The organism is Sporosarcina sp. G11-34, from assembly GCF_026931025.1.
The window spans coordinates 1-22,689 of sequence record NZ_JAHNZW010000018.1; the positions used below are offsets into that span (position 1 = coordinate 1).

Consider the following 22,689-nt stretch of genomic DNA (forward strand, 5'->3'; position numbering starts at 1 on the left):
GAAGAAGCTTTGTTCACGGAAAGAGGCATAACAAATGTTGATGGAACGAATCCTGTCAAAGGAAAATTTGCTTTCTGCCCTGAAAAGGGTAGAACGGAATAAAGGAAGTCATGGTGTCGATGAAATGCCCGTACAAAACCTACGAAGGCATATCGTAAATCACTGGGAATCCATAAAGATGGAGCTTCTTAAGGGTGACTATGAACCACAACCTGTCCGCAGGGTCGAAATCCCGAAACCTGACGGCGGTGTGCGTTTATTAGGAATCCCGACTGTGACGGATCGTTTCATTCAACAAGCGATTGCCCAGGTCTTAACTTCAATATATGACCCGACGTTTTCAGACCATAGCTATGGTTTCCGTCCCAAACGGAGTGCCCATGATGGGGTTAGGAAAGCAAAAGGTTATTTAACAGAAGGAAATCGCTGGGTAGTTGATATAGACTTGGAGAAATTCTTCGATAAAGTGAACCATGACAAGCTTATGGGAACGCTTGCGAAACGAATTCAAGACAAACGTCTACTTAAGCTAGTCCGTAAATATTTAAAGTCTGGGATTATGATTAACGGCATTGTATCAGCTAGCGAAGAAGGAACACCGCAAGGTGGTCCACTTAGTCCTCTCTTATCTAATATTGTCCTTGACGAACTGGACACTGAATTGGAGAAAAGAGGCCACAAGTTTGTTCGTTACGCAGATGACTGTAATATCTATGTGAAAACAAAGAAGGCAGGAAACCGTGTCATGACTTCTGTAACTTCATTTATTGAAGAGAAACTTAAGTTGAAGGTTAATCTAGAGAAGTCGGCCGTTGACCGACCTTGGAGGAGAAAATTCCTCGGATTTAGCTTCACTATTCATAAAGAACCGAAGGTTCGAATCGCTAAAGAAAGTGTGCGGCGAATGAAGAATAAAATCCGTGAGATTACTTCAAGGAAGAAACCTTATCCGTTGGCGTATCGAATTAAGAAACTTAATCAATACCTAATGGGATGGTGCGGTTACTTCGCATTGGCGGATACGCCAAGCGTATTCATAGAATTTGATTCATGGATTCGGAGAAGACTTCGGATGTGTATATGGAAGGCTTGGAAATTACCTAGAACTAAGGTGAGAAAACTCACGGGATTAGGCGTTCCGAAAGGAAAAGCTTACGAGTGGGGAAATACACGGAAAAGTTACTGGAGAATCTCTAAGAGTCCAATATTACACAGAGCCCTCGATAATTCCTATTGGAATCATCAAGGGCTCAAAAGTTTATCATCACGTTATGAAGTTTTGCGTCATCAATCTTAATTGAACCGCCGTATACCGAACGGTACGTACGGTGGTGTGAGAGGTCGGGAGTTAATCACTCCCTCCTACTCGATTAGATTGTCAAAAAATGTTCACAGCACTTTTATTGAAACGAGTCAAATTACTATAAAAATTTATGGTTATAGTGGTAAACTAAAAGTAGTTAGACGTCTAAAGGGGATGTTTTGAATGAGTAAATTACAGGACAAAGTAGTCATTATTACGGGCGGTGCCGGTGGTATCGGTAGTGGTATTGCAAAAGCAATGGTTAAAGAAGGCGCCATCGTAGCAATCGTGGATTTAAATGAAGAAACTGGGACAGTAATGGAGAAAGAATTACAAGCTATCTCTCCAAAATCGATGTTCATCCAAGCTAATTTAATGGATCACAAAAACCTTGGGAAAATAGTTCAAACCGTAGTTGATAAATATGGCAAGTTAGACGTATTGGTAAACAATGCACATGCTTCAAAACAGGTATTGATAGAAGATACTACTCAAGAGGATTTAGATCTATCGTTCGGTACTGGATTTTACCCAACATTCTATTTAATGCAAGCTGCACTTCCATACTTAAAGGAGTCAAAAGGGAATATCATTAACTTCTCATCCGGTGCAGGTCTTGAAGGTCATGAAACGCAAGCTGCATATGCTGCTGCAAAAGAAGCGATTCGTGGCGTATCACGAGTCGCCGCAAATGAATGGGGTAAATTTGGAATTAATGTAAACATAATTAGCCCCCTTGCTAATACACCTGGTGTTCAGGAATGGGCAAAAGCACAGCCTGAGTATTACGAAGTAGTTAAAAGCAAAATCCCACTGGGCCGTTTTGGCGAAATAGAAGAAGATATTGGTCGCGTTGCTGTCTTCTTGGCATCTGAAGATTCACAATATATTACAGGCCAAACAATGATGGTTGACGGCGGATCAATTATGCTTCGTTAAACTTCAGATCATTAAATCTATAATAGAGCGAAACTTGTAACGAATAAATATACGGATATTTGTTGATTCAAGTAGAAAAAGCATGCTTCAGCTATTTAGCTGTAACATGCTTTTTGTGCTTTAATTTATTTGAGAAACTAAACAACAGTCCCATATTCGCGAAGTTATGTGATATATGTAGAAAAGTATCTGAGAGAGTGATATAAGAAGGGCTAAACATAGCAAGTTAAATTCTGAGTAAACAGGTAATTGAAGCCTTTCACACTTTGTGAGCGTATGAATATAGAATGTGTTATTTCACAATTTAATTCGGAGATTTTGGAATTGAGATTTATCTAAACCAAGGAGGGGAAAAATAAGCAATGCATATGAAAAAGAAAGAAGAAAGGATTTCAAGGCGACAATGATGCCTGCGATTATAACTCTTTTCTTTTATTGGTCTGCATCAGCGATGGTTTTTGTGTTATGAAGCTGTGGAAATCACAGAAAATTGAATGCCTGGTCATGAAACAATCAGTTATTAATTGTGCCATGGCACCTTCCATTTTTGTCTACTAATCCACTGCTATTTATTTTGTGGCCGTAATCGATACCTCATTCAACGACTAGGTTGCAAGTAGAGTTCCGTATATTTGTCTTGTAAGTCCATTCGATTAAAATATTCTTAAGTTCAACTAATGAGACAGATTTCATACATGTTTACGATAAAAGAACGAGCCAAGTAAAAATGGCTCGTAAGTATAACGCATACTAAATCAATCATAATTAAGTCAAGAACCTGTTTTATGCTTGAATACTTTTCTTTTTACCCTCGGCCAATTGGCCACCGCCATTTTTGAGGAATTTCTCAATGCCTTCTGATGCACGATAAGCCAATGCGCCAATTGTTGCGGTCGGATGATGGCCTCCGAAGTGTGGAAACGCAGATCCGCCTACGACAAAGAGGTTGTCAACATCCCACATTTGCAAGTAGTTATTCACGGCCGACGTTTCCGGATCGGCCCCCATAACGACGCCTCCAGCATAATGTCCGCCAATATATTGGTGATCGAATTCTTCGGGTATTTCATCGACATCGACAATATCTGCACCCATCTGTTCCATAATTCCCTTACATTTTTCGATCCCGAATTCGGCAATATTACGATCTTGATCCGTATATTTATTCGTTACACGAAGAAGGGGATCGTTAAACTCGTCTTTATATGTTGGATCTAAACTTAAATAGTTATGCCACCAAGGCATGACGGCAGGGGTGTACCATACGGTCAGGTTTCGATTCGTATAAAAAATAGATTTTTCTTTAAACTCAGCTCCCCATCCAGGTGTACCATTTGGCACATGATTACTGGAAATAGCCGCATCTCCGTACTGTCTAAGTTCAATACCTCCACCATTAATAAAATCTAAATCTGTATGATCGAAATTATCACCGGAGAAATCACTTAATGCACCACCTAATGCACCTGCGCCCATATAAAGATTAAACTTTCGCTCATTAAAATATCCTCTGGCACCTAGGAAAGTGATGTTAAACTGACCATTGAAGTTTCTTCCAATCACGCCTTTTCTCGTCTTTGGATCATATTGTTCGCCAATATCGGATAACATTAATAAGCGATTGTTGGTTATAGAAAAGGCTGCTAACACAACGACATCAGCAGGTTGTTCGTATTCGATCCCTGTCTTTGTATCAACATACAATACCCCCGTAGCTTTACCGCCTTTATGTAGAACACGGCGGACATAAGCGTTTGTTCTTATTTCACAATTCCCTGTCTTTTTAGCTGTTGGGATTACGGTAACCATTGGATCTGATTTTGCTCCAAAGTCGCATCCGTACTGGGTACAATAAGAACAAAACATACATTGATTTAGCTTTTCACCATCCGGGTTTTCGTATGCCTGTGATAAATTACCTGAAGGAACTTGATAAGGATGATAGCCAAGCTCTTTCGATGCCTCTTTAAACAAAGCAACAGCTGGTGATTCCTTCATCGGCGGATTTGGGTAATCGTTTGTACGCTCTTCGCCAAAAGGATCACGTTCACCGGAGATACCAGCTGTTTTTTCCCATCGGTCATAATACTTCTCAAAATCTTTAAAGGTAATTCCCCAGTCCTGTATCGTCATGCCATCCGGAATCTTCTTTTTTCCGTAGCGCTCAACAGTCTGACTATATATTTCAAAATCATAAGGCATAAAACGATACGTAGCGCCTGCCCAGTGGACACTGCCGCCTCCTAAATCCGTACCGGCCATAAATTCGTCCTGCGTTCTGACAGGTAATGCGATATCATCCAGCGTAACACGGGAAGTAATTGTTTCCGGCGAGAGATTTTGCATCATTTCATAACGATTCGTATAGCGTAATTCATCCTTTACGCCCGTGTAATCATCCTGTGTTCTGTCCTCGCCGCGTTCAAGTGCGACAACTTTATAGCCAGCTTTAGAAAGTTCCGCTGAGATAATACCGCCGGCCCAACCTGTCCCTACTACAACAACATCAACTTTTTTTAGTTTTTCCACCACATGAGCCGCCTCCAATTATCCGAAAGTTTGGTAATCCTTTAGACTTTCCGGTTCCATTAAGATAAATTCTTTTTCTTCTATTTGACCAAGATAGCCCATCCTTGGACCAGGATATTCCTTCATTCTCCAACCCATCATATCTTTATTACCGCCATAAACAGGATCTGCATAGGCGCCTTCTAAAGTTGTTTTCAATAGCAAATGAAAAAAGGTCTCCGCCTCTACTCCTGCCATTTTAACTTTGTTATCTTCGAACAGTTGCAACACTTCATCTTGCTGCTCTCCTGTCGCCTTAGGAAATTTCAAGTTGAACTTTTCCTCGGCAACACTATCCAATCTTCTTAGCCCGATGATGAATATCTCGCTTCTTTTTAATCTAGTTTGATACCTAGGTGTTGGCGTCGGGGATAGCGTTTCTGCGTTTGGCCCCTGACTGTCTTGATCCCTATCATTATCTTGAGATCCTTGTACTGACTGGTTTAGGATAAATGGTCCCTTCATATATTCCTTTGCATTAAAACCCCATGCTCCTGCTAATTGTTTGTCAATGAAGTAGGGAACACCTAATTCAATTGCACCCGGACCGTTATCATTTTTTGGGAAAATACGTTCTGTGGCTGCTGATAGAATATCAAAATCTTCTTTACGGCTGAAGAACATTCGAGCTTCTTGTAAGTTTGTAACGCCCTGGTTATCGGTTACGACAGGATCTTTTTGAAACTGGTTTGTCAGCAAGCCTCCAAATAATGATCCACCAACCACACCGCCGGCAACTAGTCCCGAATTCTTAAGAAATTGGCGCCGGCTTAATCCTTCTTTTTTACTTATATCAGATGGTTCATTAGTCATTCAGCTTTCCTCCTCAAAGATATATTCACTAGTCAATACGCTTACTATTCCCAACATTAACCTTAAGTAGACACAATTTAAAAAACCAACATGGAGATTTAATGCAGACGAACAAGAAGCCAAAGTATTATGGTTGTATAAAGGAAGCCTGCCATTTAATTAGGTCGACTTCCACTTTACTTCTAAATTGATATCGTTAGGTTGTCATCATTCAATGATCACGCATTTAATATTTATGTAAGTGTTTGACTTCGTAATGGATTTTGATTCAGTGTTTTATCCGATTAACTAATTTGCCATAATCGCCAATATTCCGAGCGCGACATACTTCAAACTGGATTGTATTTCACTTTCGAAAAACTTCCCGACAATATAAGTGACTCAGATGATTGATATGACATAGCCGAAAGTAGGGCTAAATTAAGTATTAATGTAAAACGAATTAGCCCGATTGCTAATTCCCCAGGCGTATAGGAATAGGGAAAAGCACAGCCCGAATATTACGAAGCAGATAAAAATAAGATCCCACTGGGTTGTTTTGGAGAAATAGAAGAGGATATTGGGCGCGTTGCTGACTTCTTGGCATCTGAAGATTCACGATATATTACAGGCCAAACAATGATGGTTGACGGCGAATCGATTATGCTTCGTTAAACTTCACATGTATAGAAGGATATTAGAGAGTAACTTGTAAGGAATAAGTATTACAATACTTGTTGATTCAAGCAGAAAAGCATGGTACAGCTATTTAGCTGTACCATGCTTTTTGTATGTTAATTTCTTTTTTTATCTTTTTCATTACTTAGGTCACTTAAACTATTTTCGCGTCGTGCATTTTTCTCTTTGATTGAAGCAAGTTCTTTACCTTCCGCGGACTTCATGGCTTCTTCTGCGGCCTCCATATTGCTAATTGTTTTCTTAACTCTTTCACTATAATTAGCAGAGTCATTCGGTCTTGGCGTGTTGTTAGGCATCTTTTACCTCCTCTATGTTCTTTGAGTTATCAAGAATTAGCTTACCCAAATATCCAAGAATTATTAAGGCTCCGTCTTGATTCTAGCTTATGGAAAAAATATGAAACCTTTGACAATTTATGAACGTATAAATAGTAGAACAATGCTTGTCTACAATTGGATTAAAATTCTGGAAGTTAAGGGAGGAAAAGATTTGCTAACATCTGTATCAATGTTATTTTTTCTATTTTATGTTTTGATCATTGTTTTCGTTGCTTACTTATTAATTACAGTATTAATATTTATGAAAAAGAAAAATCGCAGTGATGAATTACTACTTCAAAAAATTGATGAATTATCACAAAGTTTAGTTGAATTAATTGAAGATAAAAGAAGATAGATTTTAATAGTATTCTTTTGCCAAAACGGGCCATCTATTCAAATTAGAAACAGATCTAAACAAAGTAAAAAAAAATATGTTGAAACGTATAATTAACATTTAGGATATGAGGTGCACTGTCTTTGATTGATTGGCGCTGGACTGAGGTTGATATATTAGAAAGTCAAGGTGAGTGGAATGAAGCAAAATCACTCTTGATAAAAACTTGGAACCAAAATCCTAATGATTTAAAAACTGTTATCCGTCTTGGTTTTTTCTGTTGGTATGTTCTAACGGAAGAGGGGCCATTAGAGATTCAGGATGTAGATTTTGTTGAATTGGAGACTATGCTGCGTCAGGTTACAGATTTTGGATTGGCTAAGTTTGGGGAAACCGCGGATTTTTTATGGTGTTTTGGTTATATGATTTCATTATTCCCGTATTACTTTGGCGATTATGAGGATTGGGAGGAAAAAGGGATTTGCATGTTAAGGCGTGCTCATGAACTTTGTCCAGATGAACCAGTATATAAATATTCTTACTTGGGCTCTTTCCCAACTTCAGACGAAAAACTTAAAGATGAATTTCAAAAAGTTCAATTTGTTCTTAAAGATAGGTTTCAAGGAAATGGAGTTTTATCGGAATACTTTAAAAGCGTTTGGAATTGTTGGCATAGGAGTTGAATTATCAAGTGCGAACTTGAAAAAAGTTTAACGGCTTTTATTAATAGGATTAAATGAAATTGTAGTACATTTCTAAGTTAAGAAAGAAGGGGTTTTTATGGCACTGGGATTTTTGCAAGTATTAATTATCATTTTAATTATAGCAGCAGTTATTTCTCAAAAATTATTATATAAACCTAAAAATGCATCGGGAAATAGTATTTTTATTATTAATATGTTGTTTGGCATTCTTTTGTCTTACATTGCATTTACAGCAATACCTACCAACTATACAGGGAAAAGAGTTTTAGCGATAGGTTGGGGTGTTGTAGCTGTATTGGCAGTGATATTGAAGTTAACAAACCAAAAACTAATTACGTTAAGTAGGGTATTGCTGTCTATTGCAATCATTGGTAGTTTAGCGCAAATATTATTATAAATAGACACAGTCAAAAATTACTCAAGATCCTGGTATGATTGTGGCATAACGATTATATAAATGTTGATATATAGCAATTATAAAGACCGCCAATTTCAATGTGAATTGGCGGTCTTTTGCATGCAAATATTAATGACAAGTCGTGTTAGAATTCGTGCTCGTCTCCGAAACCTAAAACGATTACTTCTGTTTTATCATAGTCTTCTAGTAGGTTGGCTAATTCCTGGTCTTTCTCCATCATTTGAGAAACAATCGGAAAAGCTTCTAGTAACTGGTCATAGTTTTTCGAAGAAGCGGCATTATCTTTGGTAGGAAAAGTGTGGCTAGGAATTACATAATCCACGTCCAATAGGTTTTTAACAGTGTAGGCTGCTTCTTTAGGTCCCATTGTGAAGTGGCCTGAGGAGGAAAGGATAGCTACCGTTGGATTGTATATGTCTTGAATCAGTTTAATATCCGAAGTGACGGCAGTATCACCAGAATGATAGACAGTACGGCAATTTTTGAAATCAAAAATATACCCCGCGGCTTCTCCCGCATAAATAGGGGGGCCTTCCGTTTCTCCGTATGAGGAACTATGTTTTGCGGGTACCATGATTGCGGTGACATCATCTAATGCGATGGATCCACCTAGGTTGATTGGATATATATTCTCAAAACCCTTTTGCATTAAAATAAAAGCTAATTCATATTGTGCGATAACAAGCAGTTTAGGATTTACAGCCATCAGTTTATCTAGCCCACTTGTATGGTCGAAATGTCCGTGAGTTAAAAAGACAGCGTCAATGGATTTGTAGAATTCATCATTGTCATACTCCTCCGGAAACCCTGGATTCAAGTCGAAGAATGGATCAATAAGATACTTACTTCCATCGCTACTTGTCAGCAAATACATTGCATGTCCAAGACGTAAAACCTTCATTTAAATACCTCCCTTAAATTGTGTTTGATTATTACCGGAAAATATCAAATTAGTCATCTCTAAACAAGCTTGTTTTACATACCAAAATATGATGTTGCTCAGCTAATAAAATAGAGGACTAGTTGAGAATACGCTTATAGGGCAGATAATATTCAATATAATATTATCTTTTACAATCACTTCTATCCCGCTAGATAAGTGCCGATAATCAATTAAATTAACTTATCTTTTGTAGCACATACCCTTGTCTTAGATATGGTAAACAACTATAAAATCAACTTCCCTATCCACACATCCGAAGAATCTACTAGAAATCTAAAATTATCTTTAAAATTAATTGATTCTGATGATTTTGCTGACTTAATCTGCGATACGTGTTAAAATTCAGAATATAGCATATTTTAGGCGCTGAATACAACTTGCATTTTTTTCGTGTAGGAAAGTAAATGCCGACAAGCTAAAATGAAAAAATATCGAGGGGGAAACAATTATGAGTGAAAAACAGACAGCTGTACATGAAAATAAATTTGCTGATTATCCACAGCAACCGCACGGAGGAAAGTTGGTTGATAAGGTACTGACAGGTAAAGAGCTAGAAGAGGGGCTAGTTAGAGCTGAGCAGTTGCCTAAAATTATGATTGATCAGGAAGCGGTTATAACGGTAGAGATGATAGCCACGGGCGTATTGTCACCAAACGAAGGTTTTATGAATCAAACAGACTACAATTCCGTACTTACAAAAGGTCGGCTGGATAATGGTTTAATTTGGCCGGTACCATTAAGCTTTGCGCCAACTGGAAAGAGAAATGAAAAAATTGTAAAAACGCTTTCGATAGGGGAAGAGGTAGCGCTTGTTAACGAAGAGAATATAGCGATTGCAATTCTTAAATTAGATGATATTTTCGAATACGATAAAGGTTATCGTGCTTCCCATCTTTTTGGCACAACTGACCGCAATCACCCGGGAGTAGATGCGATATTCAGGCGAATGGGAGATATCGCATTAGGTGGAGCTCTGTCGTTATTACAAAGAATGGATTGGGGACCGTTTGAGAAACTACGATTAGAACCGAAAGATACGTGGCACGAATTTTATGAAGAGAAGAAATTTCGTTCGGCAGCAGGGTTTATCACAGGGGCTAATCCATTACATAGGGGCCACGAGTACATTCATAAGAACGCTCTAGAAGAAATTGACGGCTTATTGTTGCAGCCTTTGGTTGAGATGGCCAAGCGTGAGTATACGCGCCACGAGTTCCGTATGCTTTCTTATCGGAGTGTGTTAGATACGTATTATCCAAAAGACCGTTCGATACTTGCTCCACTTCGAGTAACTTATATATTCGCAGGGCCTCGGGAGACTGTTTTACATGCGTTAATTATGAAGAACTATGGTTGCACGCATGCGCTAATTGGACGAGATCATGCGGGGATAGGAGATTACTACGACAAGTATGCGAGTCATAGTATATTTGACCAATATGATCCGGAAGAATTAGGAATCGATATTCGACTGTTCCATGAAGTCTTTTATTGTACAAGATGTGATAGCCCGGCGACTGGCCAGACTTGTCCTCATGATGAACAATATCGTATTAATATTTCTGGTACGGGTATCCGTGAGATGCTTCGTCACGGAATTATGCCGCCGAAAGAGATTGTGCGTCCAGAATCAGCAAGAATTGCGATTCAAGGGATTCAGCCTAAGGGACTTGATGAGGAAGGCAACTCTATTTCACCCGTTGGCAAAACAATTAAAAGCATGTTCCCGTTCTATTTAGAGAGAATGAGACTTGGTGGACGAAAACGTATTAGGCCTTTAACAGTTGAAGAGTTGACGAATCTTGATTTAGAGGAGGTTAACTTGGACGTCCGTTCCAATGCCGATCGAATCTATCAAGAGGTATTTGATGAGTTTACGAGTATTGGTGATACGAATCGTAATCTACAACCAGAGTGGATTACTGAAGCTAGGGAAGATGTACGAAGCCAACAACAAATGGTAATTCAGTACTTGGAGGAAAAAATAGAACTTGCTCCAGTTGTTGCTTCTGATGAATTTATGTACCAGGACAAGGAAGAATCACAGCGTGAACTCGAAGTGGCAAGAGATATTCTAGCTGATAGCCCAGCGATAATTCGCGGTGAAAAGTTAGCTTCCCGCACTTGGAATATCCTACCTTACAAACGTTATCGTGGTAGCGATGAACCAGAAGATGGGGAAGTATAAGGGAAAATAGCTAAAATAAAAAACTAGGTATGGGATAAATTTTCCCAGCCTAGTTTTTTATTGTTTATTACTTTAAGACTCTATTAACAGAGATAACTTGCCCCGATAATAATGAGCAATATGAAAAGCACAATGATTAAAGCGAATGAAGAACCGTATCCACCTTCACGGCCACATTCTTCGCGTTCACAACCTCCACGTTCATAACCCATAACTGCCACCAACTTTCTCGATCAGACTTATTAGTAGCATATGCGTATTTTGGAACATGGATTGGGGAAATCATACAGGAACTAATGTGAAGTTCAAAAAAGATGAGATTCCAGTAACCTAATAAGGCATACACCGCACTTTGTAGCAAACAAAAGAAAATATTAATAGTATACAAAGAAATATATATAGTTAGATGTTTTTATCATGGATGTTAAATTAAAACCTATTAACGTTTAGGAGTGTGTGCATGTCGGCGATAAATGGAAAGGACTATATAGAGAGAATTAATCGGCTGAAAACAGATATATGGATAGATGGAACTTCTGTAACGGGCAATATTTCTGAGAACCCCTCGTTTAAAGGGGTTATGAAAAGCCAAGCGGCGTTATACGATCTGCAATATGATGCAGCATTAAAGGATGTAATGACATATCAATCGCCGTTAACAGGCAATCGAGTAGGGATGTCATATTTACAGCCGACTACAAGAGACGACTTAGCGAAAAGGCGGGTTATGGTACAACATTGGGCTAAATCGAATCATGGCATGATGGGAAGAAGTCCAGACTATATGAATACAGTAATTATGGCGCTGGCGTCATCTGTGAATTTATTGAAGGGGAAAGAAAATTGTTTTCCTAATAATATATTGGCGTATTATGAATATGCGCGTGAAAATGATTTATCAATGACTCATACATTTATTGATCCGCAAGTAAACCGAGCACAATTCTATTTCGAAGATTCGAAAGAACCGATTGCAGCTAAAGTAATAAAGAGAACCAAAGCAGGAATCATTGTGAAAGGTGCAAAGCTATTGGCCACGCAAGGCGGGATTACAGATGAAATCGTCGTGATTTCTGCGGGAGGCGTTGTTGAAAAAGCGGATGGGTTTGCGTTTTCCATCCCAAGTAATAGTAAGGGAGTACGATTTTTGTGCAGAGAATCATTTGTTGGTGGCGATTCCACATTCAACTACCCATTAAGTTCACGGTTTGAGGAAATGGATACGATTGTTGTATTCGATAATGTATTGGTTCCGTGGGAGCGCGTATTCTATTACGACAACATTGCCGTATCAAACAGCTTTATAAGTAATAGTTCTTTCTTGCCATTTACACTGCATCAAGTTGTGTCGAGGCAAATTGTAAAAACAGAATTTGTTTTAGGAGTCGTGCAATCAATTATCGACACCATCAACATCAAGGAGTACCAGCATGTTCAAGGGAAGGCATCCGAAATTATTATCGCCTTAGAGACGATGAAAGCATTGATGATCAAATCGGAAGTTGAAGCGGAAGTGGATGAGTGGGGATTTATGCGACCTAATCAAATAACGTTGCAAATTGCTAGCAATATATTTCCAAGAATTTATCCAAGGTTTACTGAAATCATTCAACTGTTGGGTGCAAGTGGACTGATGGCGATACCAACTGAAAATGCATTTAGATCTACAATTAGAAAAGAGTTAGATCAATACTTGCAGGCTAGGTCAGAAAATGCGGAGGACCGGGTTAAAATTTTCCGTTTAGCTTGGGATTTGTCGATGAGTACCTTTGGGACACGCGAAACATTATACGAACGGTTTTTCTTTGGCGATCCCATTAAACTTTCTAGTCAGTTGTATCATGCCTATGATAAGGAACCGTATGTAAAGCGGGTGAAAGATTTTTTGCAATAACAGAGTAAAGTACCTGTATGATAAAAAATTTTGCGATTTCCTCTCATGATTATTTTATTGTGCGGGTATTCTTGTTGAAGTTATTTTAAACTCGGGGCTATAGCTCACTTTAACTTCGGAATAACGAAAGGCTGGATATCTGTGTGATAGTATAGATAGGCACAAGAATGACATTAGAGCTGGCTGGAGGAGAAAGAAATGAAAGCAACAATTGCTGTTTTAGGTGATACCGCCATTGCAAAAGTAAACCAATTACATACGAGTAAAAGTAGATACCTCATATTGACAATGATGGGTGGATTTTTCGTAGGATTTGGAATTATACTTATCTTTACGATAGCGGGTTTACTTGATCCTGCTGATTTCGCCGGAACTAATATTATTATGGGTGTTTCATTTGGAATTGCATTAAGCTTGGTGTTAATGGCAGGAGCTGATCTTTTTACAAGTAATAACATGATAATGACCATAGGTACGTTGGAGAATAAAACAACTTGGACTGAAACAATAAAGATTTGGGTATTTAGCTTTGTTGGAAATTTTGCAGGGGCAATACTTATTGCATTACTGTATTTCTATTCGGGTTTGGCCACTGTAGAAATGGTTGACTATGTAAATGCGGCGGCAAGCAACAAGATGAATGCGCCGTTCGTAGAGTTACTTATGCGCGGGATCCTTTGTAATATCCTCGTCTGCTTAGCTGTTTGGTGCGCATATAAACTCAAGGAAGAAACCGCGAAATTGATTATTATTTTTTGGTGTTTATTCGCTTTTATCACATCAGGTTTCGAGCACAGCGTAGCAAACATGACTTTGTTATCTCTTTCCCTACTAATTCCTCATCCTGAAACCGTTTCATTGGTAGGTATGGCTTCGAACTTAATACCGGTGACTATCGGTAATATCATTGGTGGAGCCGTTTTTATAGGGGCAGCATACTGGTATGGAAATTCGGAAATAAAGCCAAATAAAAATATATAACGACTAGACTTGTGTGTTGTATAATCACAAAACGGAATATCTCTAGGGAGGAAGATAAATATGAATATTGAATATAGTTTTGAAACAGAAAAGATAACGAAAGAGGCACTAGTTAAGTTGTTTTCATCCGTTGAATGGGATTCTGCAAATTACCCAGATAAGCTATATAACGCAATTATCAATTCCCATTCAGTCGTAACCGCTTGGGACGGAGACCGTCTTGTAGGACTAGCAAACGCTTTAGCAGATGGCGCATTAACCGCCTATTTTCATTACGTATTAACGGATCCGACCTACCAAGGACATGGCATCGGCAAAGTGATGATGGAGATGATGTTGGACAATTATAAGGATTATTATACAAAAGTCCTCGTCTCTTATCCATTAGCGATTGAATTCTATAAGCGACTGGGATTTGAAGCAGAAGACGAATCGGCCCCGATGTATATATACAACTAATAATGAGGTATGTGAATTCAATGCTCAGGGGATAATGAAGGTATTATTACAGTTTTTTAGGGACAGGAAAGAAAGCATTAGGAGATGAATGGCATGAAGGAATTCAAAGTGACTTACTTTTTTGATGAAGAGCATTATATCAGAAGATTTATTCACACGGAGTCTCAAGAAAAAGCCGAAAATCTAATCCAAAGTGAACGTGACAAATATATTTCATTCCAAGACGGCAGGGGGATTTACCACGAGTTGAACACCGGGGATGTTCGTGTAGTCCAAATATCCGAATTCCATAGGGGCAACAAAAGTTAAGTTGTGTGGCAACATTGTACACTCTTTTGTGGATTGGTTTACACCTTTTTTACTTGGATTAAGAATAAGGGATTTGTCTATTATTACTACTGCTCTTTTGTACTAATAAGGTTGTTATTGAGTTTGTAGAAAGAGTAAAAAAAGTAGCTGAATTAGAAAACAGTAAAGTGTTAAGAGTGTAATAAAGAATAAATGAAATTGAGATAAAGTTAATGATTGACGTCTAAACATGCAGTGTTTATAATAAGCTTACAAATAAATATACATTTTCCTTTAAGGGGAGTAGCTATGCAGCAAAGTCGTCAGCACGGGATGTAAATCCCCGGCTTTGTTGGCAACTACGGTTGTTAGCAAGACCTTACCGATTATTTGGTGAGGCCTTTTGTATTTTTAGAGGCGTTGTGACCAAGTATTGGTTATAACGACTCTTTTTTTATTTCTATTATATACTGGAGGATAAACTTTGAATACTTATCAAGCACTCGTAGATACAGTGATCATAAATAAGAATAATCGTCTAATTGCCTATGATGACTCCTTAAAGCTTATAGGAACAGGAAGAAGTGCTTTTGTATTTAAAATAAAGTCATTAAATACAGCAATTAAAATATTTTTTCCCGAATTTATGGATATTGCAAAAGAAGAGGCTGATATTTATAAAATATTAATAAGTATTCCCTATTACCCAACAATTCATGAAACAGGATCAAATTATATTGTCATGGATTACATTGCGGGCCTTACACTTTTTGAATGTATTTCAAATGGGAAAATCATAACATCAGCTCATATAAAAGAAATAGATTATGCGCTATCGTTAGCTGTAAATCGAGGATTAAATCCTTCAGACATTCACTTGCGAAATATTTTCATCACTTTTAATGGTGAGGTAAAGCTTATTGATGTCGCACGTTTTAGACAAGGAAAAAAGTGTATGCAATGGAATGATCTTAAAAGAGCTTATTATTCCCTTTACCAAAAACGTTTTTTTCCAAAGAAGATTGCTACTGCACAATTAAATATGATTGCCTTCTTGTACAAAAAAAGATTTTTGCCATCATTTTTGCAAAAAACCTAGTTAAATAGGAAGCCCTAGAGACTGCAATTAAAGGTTAAAAATAAGAACTCAGCCAGTATAGAACTAGGCTAAGTTCTTATTTTTGTTTACGATAGTTTTGTAGTTGTCCTGATTACGTTTACTTCAAGACACTAATATATATATTCTGAGTCCTCCGGAACTTCATGAGCATCAGATATCCCCAATAATTTAAAGACTGCATTCATGACAAAGACAAAAATAATTGCCAGTAGAATCCCGTTCAGTGGTGGAAGTCCAAATTCGAAAACAGAGCTCAGGTAAGCCCCGAGTGTCGCTAGTACATAAGCAATTAAGTTAGAATAACGAACCATTTTAAATTTGACACTTTCAATTGTTGGAAATGATTTTCTCCAATTCAATAAGTAATCACCTATTATCAAGCCGCCCAGGGAAGGTACAAAAATACCTAACAACGTAAGGAATGATATAAACACTTCGTATATTCCAGTAACCGCCATAATTGTCGCGATAACCAGTCCGCCTATGACGAACGGAATTTTATTGGGTTTATTAAAGAACTCTGCGCCGGCTACACCAAAGGAGTAGGCTGCTGTAGTATTCGTCGTCCAAATGTTAAAGATTAGTATGATCATTGCCATGACAAGAATCCCCATATTCATCAAAATATTTACCATATCGCCATCTTGCATGACAAGTCCTCCAAGCATTCCAGAGATCGCCATTACGATATTCCCTACTATGAAGGCTACAAACCCTACTATAAACCCAGTTTTTGGTGATTTTGCAAAACGAGCCCAGTTGGGTGCTTGTGTCCCACCAGCAATAAATGCACCAATAATAATTGTAATTGCCGCAGCAAAAGTAATTGTCGAGGTTGGTTCTATTAAAAATAGATTCTTAATACCTCCTGCGGTCTCAATACTTACGGCGGGGATTTTATATGCCAAGTATAGGAATGGCGGGATTGAAAGATAGGCGACAATCTCCATTCCCTTTGTACCCCATAGAGCAAAGGCCCCCATAAATAATGACCAAAAGATTGTTACGGGAATAAAGTATTGTTCTATACCTAAACTTATAGTGAAAATCTTTCCCATATATGCAGCTTGAAATGCGTACCAAAATACTTGTGTGCCTCCTAAGATAATACTTGTCCATTTCGATCCTAGTTTACCCAAAGTGTAACGTGCGAGTAGTATCGAATTTAATCCGGTTTTTGCGGCAATCCAACATAATATCCCCACATAAGTAGATAAAATTATGTTCCCAATCAATAAAACTTTAATCAAATCACCTAACATTAACGAAGTTCCAAGACTAGCGCCAGCAGCCATTGTTGTGACAATAAAAGTAAACCCAAGTAACACCGCAAATATTTGAATCCAATTTTTTCGAGCCGTTTTTGGCACATGCGTCAGCGTATAATCAATATCTACATAATCTTCTTTGGCTTTCTCCCTGCTTTTTGCAATACCTTCTTCTAACATAATTTCTTTTTGCATTACGAACCGACCCCCGTCTATGATTTTTATACATAATAAGGTGTTCGATGCTTCTTTAGTTCAAATTCACAGGATTTTACAAGGAAAATTCCTCTGATAAAATCCGAGTTACATTATTTACTGTATCCTCTCTAATCCGCATACTTTACTGCAAAGAGATTGTCTTAACTAGGAAAAACTTAATATGTGGTACAAATTATTTCGCCATTTAACAATCACTTCTTTCTAGTCCGTATTTGAGTTCTACTGCTCAAACTAAACAACTTACCGCAAGCGCTTACATTAGAGTGGTGAACATCTATACTTTGATTATTAAAAACCGGTATATACATATATGAACTAGTATTTCTACCCCGAATACCTTTCTACCAATTGATAAAAAAGGTATTCAGTTAATTTTAAGAACGAACAAAAGTGCACCTTTCTGGATCCGGGATGATGGAAATAATTACTTAACCATTCACGAACCATTGAGGCGCACTAATAAAATAGGGCTATAATATTATGAGAAATATATTCATGATGTTTTACTAATATTATCTAATTTGTTGAGACTTCATTTATTTCTAGAATTTGTCAATCTTAGATTTAAACGTATTCAGTCACTCATCCAAATCCTTTTAAACCAGACTGGACGGTAATCAGAATATTTAGATTGCGGAACAACATGTTCATTACAATACAGCTAAATGATTCTTTTAACAATTGGAAGATTGGGCTAAACATTTTAGAGAAAACTGCATTCTTATGTGCAAGGTGCACAACGTGAGAGGGGCACAAAAACTAAAATGATGATATTTTTATCGTATCTAGAATAAAGTTCGGTGTGATAAAACGATACCTGGCTTACTTACTCTAGAAAAAAAGCTATTTGTAGGGGTGCTGGATTTATAATAAAAAAACAGGGTTTTATATTTGAAAACGGTGATTACAGATAGCTCAAAAAGTTATATAGATTTTACTATTCGTATAGTTAAGGGGAAGCGTATGTTTTAAGAACCTATCCTAAGTAATATTTAGATCAATTACACCTCTCTAATTATACGAAAAAAAGCCTACAAATTTAGTAGGCTTTCAAGCAAAAAAATAAAGACCTTAGGGGAGTACATTACCTGCAGCCCGGTAAATTTCATACCATTCTTCTCGCGTCAGCATAATATTAGACGCTTTGGCAATGTTTGTTAGTCGTTCTGTATTCATTGTGCCGACAACTGTTTGGATTTTGGCAGGGTGACGTAAAATCCAAGCCACTGCGATTGTGGATTTATTCACGCCATACTTTTCACTGATTTCCAGAAGTTTGGCATTAACCTCGGGGAATTTTTCATGATCTATGAATACGCCCTCAAATGTTCCATATTGGAAAGGGGACCACGCCTGGATGGTCATATCGTTTAAACGACTATAATCTAAAATACTACCGTCTCGGTCAACAGCGTTTACCTGCTTTGTATTCGCTAGAATCCCGGCATCAATCATTCCTGTATGCGTGATGCTAAATTGGAGCTGATTGGTGATTAAATCTTGTTCAACATATCTTTTTAACAATTCAATTTGCATCGGGTTATGATTACTTACACCAAAATGGCGTACTTTTCCGCTAGCCTTTAATTCAGCAAAGGCCTCTGCTACTTCTTCGGGTTCTGCTAATGCGTCAGGACGATGAAGAAGAAAAACATCGATATAATCCGTTTTTAAACTTTTCAGGCTAGCATCAACAGAAGTTAAAATATGTTCTTTAGAAAAATCGAAATAACCTTTTCGAATGCCTGCCTTTGTTTGTATGTACATTTTTTCTCTGATAGCTGGGTTCATATCAATCGCATCTGCAAAAATTTCTTCGGATCTTCCTGCGGCATAAATATCGGCATGATCAAAGAAGTCGATGCCAAGTTCCATTGCGTTATGTATCACGTTTGCTGCCTCGCTTTTAGATAGTTCACCCATTCTCATACAGCCTAACGAAATGTTCGATACTGCCAAATCGCTTTTACCTAATTTGATTTTTTTCATAAAATCCCCCTACTTTCAATTGTTGTCTGTAGTATAGCATATAGGGAATCTTTGGAGAATTTCAAGGTTTCATGAACCAAAAACTGGTATGATTATTCATATTGAATCAAAGGGGAAGTGATGTGCAATTTCACATGAAAAAATCAATGCACGAGATCGTCTTTTGGAAGTAATGCGGATCGTTGAAGAACATACTGATGAAGAGGAAATGCTGTCGATTCATGAGATACATGGATTCATTCCGGAAAGTGATGATGTTGGTATTGGTGCTGTTCGTGAAGATGTAAATTCACTTGAGAAATCAATTGTTTTTCCAGTTCTAGCGGTTCAGGAGAAGAATGGTATGGTAAAACAATTCCATTACGATGGCCGACTTTTTGAAAAACATGAACTACGTATTCTAATGGACATGGTATCTGCAGCTAAGTTTATACCTAAACAGGAAAGAAATAAAATGTTAATGAAAATTAAACAACTTACGAGTCGGCGTATAGCAGAGCAGTTGAAAAATGAACTTCGGGTGGCAGATAAGCCGAACCACGAAGAAGTAGGAATCGTGTCGTTTATTCAGTTGTTACATGAAGCCGTACAAAACAACCAGGTAATCGCTTTCCAATATGGAGACTATAATCAGGACATCAATTTTACGCTTAGAGAAAAGGGTAAAGACTATTTTGTTCAGCCATATGAACTTGTATGGGAAAAGGAGCGGTATTACTTAATAGGGAATTTTATGTCTATCGGACAAATGCGACAATATCGTGTTGATCGGATGCGTAATATCCGGGTTTTAGATGAAAAGTTTGTACCGGAACCTAATTTAAATATCGACAAATATATTAGTGGAATGTTCCACATGTTTGGCGGCGATACGATATCGCTTGAAGTTGAATTCAATCAATCACTATTAAATGCTGTTGTAGATCGTTTTGGTGTAGATGCTAATATTAATATACAGAAGCATAATAATACCTTTGTCTTAAAAACACGAGCTGTTGATAGTAAGGGTCTTTTACAATGGCTGCTTAGATGGGGGAGTGATGCAAAAGTGCTTCATCCCGAAAAGCTCATTGAAGCAATGAAAGAGGAAGCAAGAAAGTTATATAATCGCTATCAATAATCGACCTTTGTGGATATCCGCAAAGGTCGATTATTTTGATTTATTACAATAAGGAGGAATCAAAAATATAGGGGGAATAGAAAATGAAAAAACTATTTTATGTGTTGGGTATTGCAATGATTTTATTGGTAGCGGCGGGATGTGGGGACATTGATGAAAAGAATGACCGCGAAGTTAGCTCTGCACAAGGCGCAAGTAAAGAAGTGAGCGAAGAGGTGGAAGAGGAAGAAGTTGAAGAAAAAGAAAAAGCGGTTGGTGTTCGTTCAAATCCATTGCCATTTGGAGATACGATAACTGTTAAAGAAAATATTTATGACGACAGCTTTAATGCTTATGATTCATCATTTGACATTACGTTATTAGAAGTGATTCGTGGCGAAGAAGCTTGGAAAGTGATTGAAGAGGAAAACCCGTATAATGAACCAGCCGAAGAGGGTTATGAATATGTGCTGGTCAAAGCGAAGGGTGTTTTAACAGAGTCAGAAACTGAAGATGACTTTTTATGGGCATCATCGATGAATTTCGATTTTGTTTCCAGCGGTGGCGAAGTGTATGATTCGGTTTCTGTGGTAACGCCAAAAGAGTTTGAAAAAGAATTATACAATGGTGGAACTGTAGAAGGTTATATCTCTGGACAAGTGAAAACTGGGGATGATTTCAAAGTGTCCTATAATTCAAGTGAAGGCTCACCTGTATTCTTTAATGTTGAGTGAAGTGAGTAATAAAATTATTTATTAGTAATAAAAGTAAACCCGTAAGGCTATCCAAATGAGCTAGTCAATATTCCTTGACTAGCTCATCTCTTTACCTTGCTGACTCTGTAATTTACCTTCTTCTAAATACAAAATTCGAGCGCCTAATTTTAAAGCTTCGCTATGGCTATGTGTAACCAGGATGATTGGTATTTTCCATAGTTTATGAAGTCGTAATAATTCATCATGACTTCTATCACGTGTTGCATCGTCTAATGCTGAGAACGGTTCGTCCAAAAGCAGAAGATCGGGTTCGGTTGCCAACGCACGTGCAATGGCGACGCGTTGTTTTTCTCCTCCCGATACTTCGTTGGGATATTGATCCTTCAAATGCCCAATACCTAACTCATTCATTAGTTTAATTGCAAAGTCTTCGGATTTCATGCCGTATGCGATATTTTTCCACACAGTCAAATGAGGAAACAAGGCGTAGTCTTGAAAGAGATAACCTATTTTACGTTGCTGGATAGGGACATTTATCTTTTTTACTTCGAATAAAACCCTGTTATTCAGTTTGATAACTCCATCTGTTGCCTTCGTAAGCCCCGCAATACTATTAAGGATTGTCGTTTTACCGGAACCAGAAGGGCCAAAAAGCACGACGATTTCCTCTTTCGCTACCTTGAAATCGATGGCTAAGTCAAAATGGGACAATGTTTTTTCTATTGTGACTGTAAGCATTATAGACTCCTTTACACTACTTTTTTCGCGGTTCTGAATAGCGTATCATGTTTCGTTTACTCCACCAGTTCAGCCAAAGAATGGCACTAAATCCAAGAGCTATGATAATTACAACCCAAAATGTCGCCATCTCCATATTGCCTGATTCAACTGCAAAGTAAATGGCTAAGGGAATCGTATCCGTCACGTTAGGAATATAACCGGCAAGCATAAGTGTCGCGCCAAATTCGCCAAGCGCGCGGGCAAAGGATAACACTAAACCGGCTAATAATCCTGGCCAGGCGAGTGGAAATGAAATTGTCCAAAAGACTTTCCATTTCGATGCGCCCATCGTATAAGCAGCGTATTCAATATTTGGCTCATACTTTTGAAATGCGGCGGCAGCACTTTGATACATTAGTGGAAAAGAAACGACAACGGCCGCGATAATGACTGCATACCATGAGAAGACGACCTGGAAATCAAACCAATCGATAAGCAACCGTCCTAAAAATCCGTTTTTGCCAAACAGATACAGCAACCCAAATCCAACGACAGTTGGTGGAAGCACGAGTGGTAATAAAATAATGGCTTCAATGGCGCTTTTTCCGTAAAACGAATTTCGAGCAAGGACCCGTGCAAGGAACACACCGATAATAAAGACAATAACCGTAGCAATAGCGGCTGTTTTAAAGGATAGCCATAAAGGAGAAAGATTTACATCAGTCAAT

Annotated in this window: 22 protein-coding genes and 1 pseudogene; 14 read left to right on the forward strand and 9 right to left on the reverse strand. The window is 38.0% G+C overall.

Annotated elements, in window-relative coordinates:
* Positions 1 to 34: 34 nt before the first annotated feature.
* Together ltrA and KSU66_RS18735 are read left to right on the forward strand one after the other, a co-directional pair.
* The gene (ltrA, locus tag KSU66_RS18730) at positions 35 to 1,297 is read left to right on the forward strand and encodes a group II intron reverse transcriptase/maturase (RefSeq protein ID WP_269052989.1); all 1,263 of its coding nucleotides are present in this window, start codon (positions 35 to 37) and stop codon (positions 1,295 to 1,297) included.
* Positions 1,298 to 1,486: 189 nt separating this feature from the next.
* Positions 1,487 to 2,242, forward strand: a complete 756-nt coding sequence (locus KSU66_RS18735; protein WP_269052990.1) for an SDR family NAD(P)-dependent oxidoreductase — start codon at positions 1,487 to 1,489, stop codon at positions 2,240 to 2,242.
* Positions 2,243 to 3,025: 783 nt separating this feature from the next.
* On the opposite strand, the gene KSU66_RS18740 is transcribed toward KSU66_RS18735, so the two are convergent.
* Positions 3,026 to 4,774, reverse strand: coding sequence for a GMC family oxidoreductase (locus KSU66_RS18740; protein WP_269052991.1), 1,749 nt, complete (start codon positions 4,772 to 4,774; stop codon positions 3,026 to 3,028).
* Positions 4,775 to 4,789: 15 nt separating this feature from the next.
* Positions 4,790 to 5,623, reverse strand: coding sequence for a gluconate 2-dehydrogenase subunit 3 family protein (locus KSU66_RS18745; protein WP_269052992.1), 834 nt, complete (start codon positions 5,621 to 5,623; stop codon positions 4,790 to 4,792).
* A gap of 423 nt (positions 5,624 to 6,046) precedes the next feature.
* Here KSU66_RS18745 and KSU66_RS18750 point away from each other — a divergent pair.
* Positions 6,047 to 6,277, forward strand: a pseudogene (locus KSU66_RS18750) (SDR family oxidoreductase); the annotation flags it as partial.
* Between the two features lie 119 nt (positions 6,278 to 6,396).
* On the opposite strand, the gene KSU66_RS18755 reads toward KSU66_RS18750, so the two are convergent.
* Positions 6,397 to 6,597, reverse strand: a complete 201-nt coding sequence (locus KSU66_RS18755) for a small, acid-soluble spore protein tlp (RefSeq protein WP_269052993.1) — start codon at positions 6,595 to 6,597, stop codon at positions 6,397 to 6,399.
* A gap of 100 nt (positions 6,598 to 6,697) precedes the next feature.
* On the opposite strand from KSU66_RS18755, the gene KSU66_RS18760 reads away from it, so the two are divergent.
* The 3 genes from KSU66_RS18760 (at position 6,698) to KSU66_RS18770 (ending at position 8,056) form a co-directional block, all read left to right on the forward strand.
* Positions 6,698 to 6,976 carry a hypothetical protein gene (locus KSU66_RS18760; protein ID WP_269052994.1) on the forward strand — a complete coding sequence of 93 codons (279 nt, stop codon included), beginning with the start codon at positions 6,698 to 6,700 and terminating at the stop codon, positions 6,974 to 6,976.
* A gap of 122 nt (positions 6,977 to 7,098) precedes the next feature.
* Positions 7,099 to 7,638: a hypothetical protein gene (locus tag KSU66_RS18765; RefSeq protein ID WP_269052995.1), complete on the forward strand. Its 540-nt coding sequence runs from the start codon at positions 7,099 to 7,101 to the stop codon at positions 7,636 to 7,638.
* Positions 7,639 to 7,735: 97 nt separating this feature from the next.
* Positions 7,736 to 8,056, forward strand: a complete 321-nt coding sequence (locus KSU66_RS18770) for a hypothetical protein (protein WP_269052996.1) — start codon at positions 7,736 to 7,738, stop codon at positions 8,054 to 8,056.
* A 145-nt stretch (positions 8,057 to 8,201) separates the two neighbouring features.
* Here KSU66_RS18770 and KSU66_RS18775 read toward each other — a convergent pair whose 3' ends face one another.
* Entirely contained in the window at positions 8,202 to 8,978 is a 777-nt protein-coding gene (locus KSU66_RS18775; protein WP_269052997.1) for a metal-dependent hydrolase, read from the reverse strand.
* Positions 8,979 to 9,468: 490 nt separating this feature from the next.
* Here KSU66_RS18775 and KSU66_RS18780 point away from each other — a divergent pair, with 490 nt between their 5' ends.
* Positions 9,469 to 11,208, forward strand: coding sequence for a sulfate adenylyltransferase (locus KSU66_RS18780; RefSeq protein ID WP_269052998.1), 1,740 nt, complete (start codon positions 9,469 to 9,471; stop codon positions 11,206 to 11,208).
* Positions 11,209 to 11,291: 83 nt separating this feature from the next.
* Here KSU66_RS18780 and KSU66_RS18785 read toward each other — a convergent pair whose 3' ends face one another.
* Complete coding sequence (locus tag KSU66_RS18785; RefSeq protein ID WP_269052999.1) at positions 11,292 to 11,420, reverse strand: YjcZ family sporulation protein; 129 nt, start codon at positions 11,418 to 11,420, stop codon at positions 11,292 to 11,294.
* A 248-nt stretch (positions 11,421 to 11,668) separates the two neighbouring features.
* Between KSU66_RS18785 and hpaB the strand changes: the two genes are divergently transcribed.
* The 5 genes from hpaB to KSU66_RS18810 all read left to right on the forward strand — a co-directional run bounded on the left by hpaB (position 11,669) and on the right by KSU66_RS18810 (position 15,929).
* Positions 11,669 to 13,102 (forward strand): 4-hydroxyphenylacetate 3-monooxygenase, oxygenase component, encoded by a 1,434-nt coding sequence (hpaB, locus tag KSU66_RS18790; protein ID WP_269053000.1) that lies wholly within the window; start codon positions 11,669 to 11,671, stop codon positions 13,100 to 13,102.
* A 198-nt stretch (positions 13,103 to 13,300) separates the two neighbouring features.
* Positions 13,301 to 14,083, forward strand: coding sequence for a formate/nitrite transporter family protein (locus tag KSU66_RS18795; protein ID WP_269053001.1), 783 nt, complete (start codon positions 13,301 to 13,303; stop codon positions 14,081 to 14,083).
* Positions 14,084 to 14,143: 60 nt separating this feature from the next.
* Complete coding sequence (locus KSU66_RS18800) at positions 14,144 to 14,542, forward strand: GNAT family N-acetyltransferase (protein WP_269053002.1); 399 nt, start codon at positions 14,144 to 14,146, stop codon at positions 14,540 to 14,542.
* 93 nt (positions 14,543 to 14,635) lie between these two features.
* Positions 14,636 to 14,851 carry a hypothetical protein gene (locus tag KSU66_RS18805; RefSeq protein WP_269053003.1) on the forward strand — a complete coding sequence of 72 codons (216 nt, stop codon included), beginning with the start codon at positions 14,636 to 14,638 and terminating at the stop codon, positions 14,849 to 14,851.
* A gap of 463 nt (positions 14,852 to 15,314) precedes the next feature.
* Complete coding sequence (locus KSU66_RS18810) at positions 15,315 to 15,929, forward strand: protein kinase family protein (protein ID WP_269053004.1); 615 nt, start codon at positions 15,315 to 15,317, stop codon at positions 15,927 to 15,929.
* A 131-nt stretch (positions 15,930 to 16,060) separates the two neighbouring features.
* Here the strand turns inward: KSU66_RS18810 and codB are convergent, their stop codons facing one another.
* Together codB and KSU66_RS18820 are read right to left on the reverse strand one after the other, a co-directional pair.
* Complete coding sequence (gene codB / locus KSU66_RS18815) at positions 16,061 to 17,413, reverse strand: cytosine permease (RefSeq protein ID WP_269053005.1); 1,353 nt, start codon at positions 17,411 to 17,413, stop codon at positions 16,061 to 16,063.
* A 1,095-nt stretch (positions 17,414 to 18,508) separates the two neighbouring features.
* Positions 18,509 to 19,426 (reverse strand): aldo/keto reductase, encoded by a 918-nt coding sequence (locus tag KSU66_RS18820; protein WP_269053006.1) that lies wholly within the window; start codon positions 19,424 to 19,426, stop codon positions 18,509 to 18,511.
* Positions 19,427 to 19,598: 172 nt separating this feature from the next.
* On the opposite strand from KSU66_RS18820, the gene KSU66_RS18825 reads away from it, so the two are divergent.
* Together KSU66_RS18825 and KSU66_RS18830 are read left to right on the forward strand one after the other, a co-directional pair.
* Positions 19,599 to 20,546: a helix-turn-helix transcriptional regulator gene (locus KSU66_RS18825; RefSeq protein ID WP_269053041.1), complete on the forward strand. Its 948-nt coding sequence runs from the start codon at positions 19,599 to 19,601 to the stop codon at positions 20,544 to 20,546.
* A gap of 83 nt (positions 20,547 to 20,629) precedes the next feature.
* Entirely contained in the window at positions 20,630 to 21,259 is a 630-nt protein-coding gene (locus tag KSU66_RS18830; protein ID WP_269053007.1) for a hypothetical protein, read from the forward strand.
* 78 nt (positions 21,260 to 21,337) lie between these two features.
* Here KSU66_RS18830 and KSU66_RS18835 read toward each other — a convergent pair whose 3' ends face one another.
* Positions 21,338 to 21,979, reverse strand: a complete 642-nt coding sequence (locus KSU66_RS18835; RefSeq protein WP_269053008.1) for an ATP-binding cassette domain-containing protein — start codon at positions 21,977 to 21,979, stop codon at positions 21,338 to 21,340.
* Positions 21,980 to 21,995: 16 nt separating this feature from the next.
* A complete protein-coding gene (gene modB, locus KSU66_RS18840) occupies positions 21,996 to 22,688 on the reverse strand; it encodes a molybdate ABC transporter permease subunit (RefSeq protein ID WP_269053009.1) in 693 nt (230 codons plus the stop codon).
* Position 22,689 lies beyond the last annotated feature (1 nt).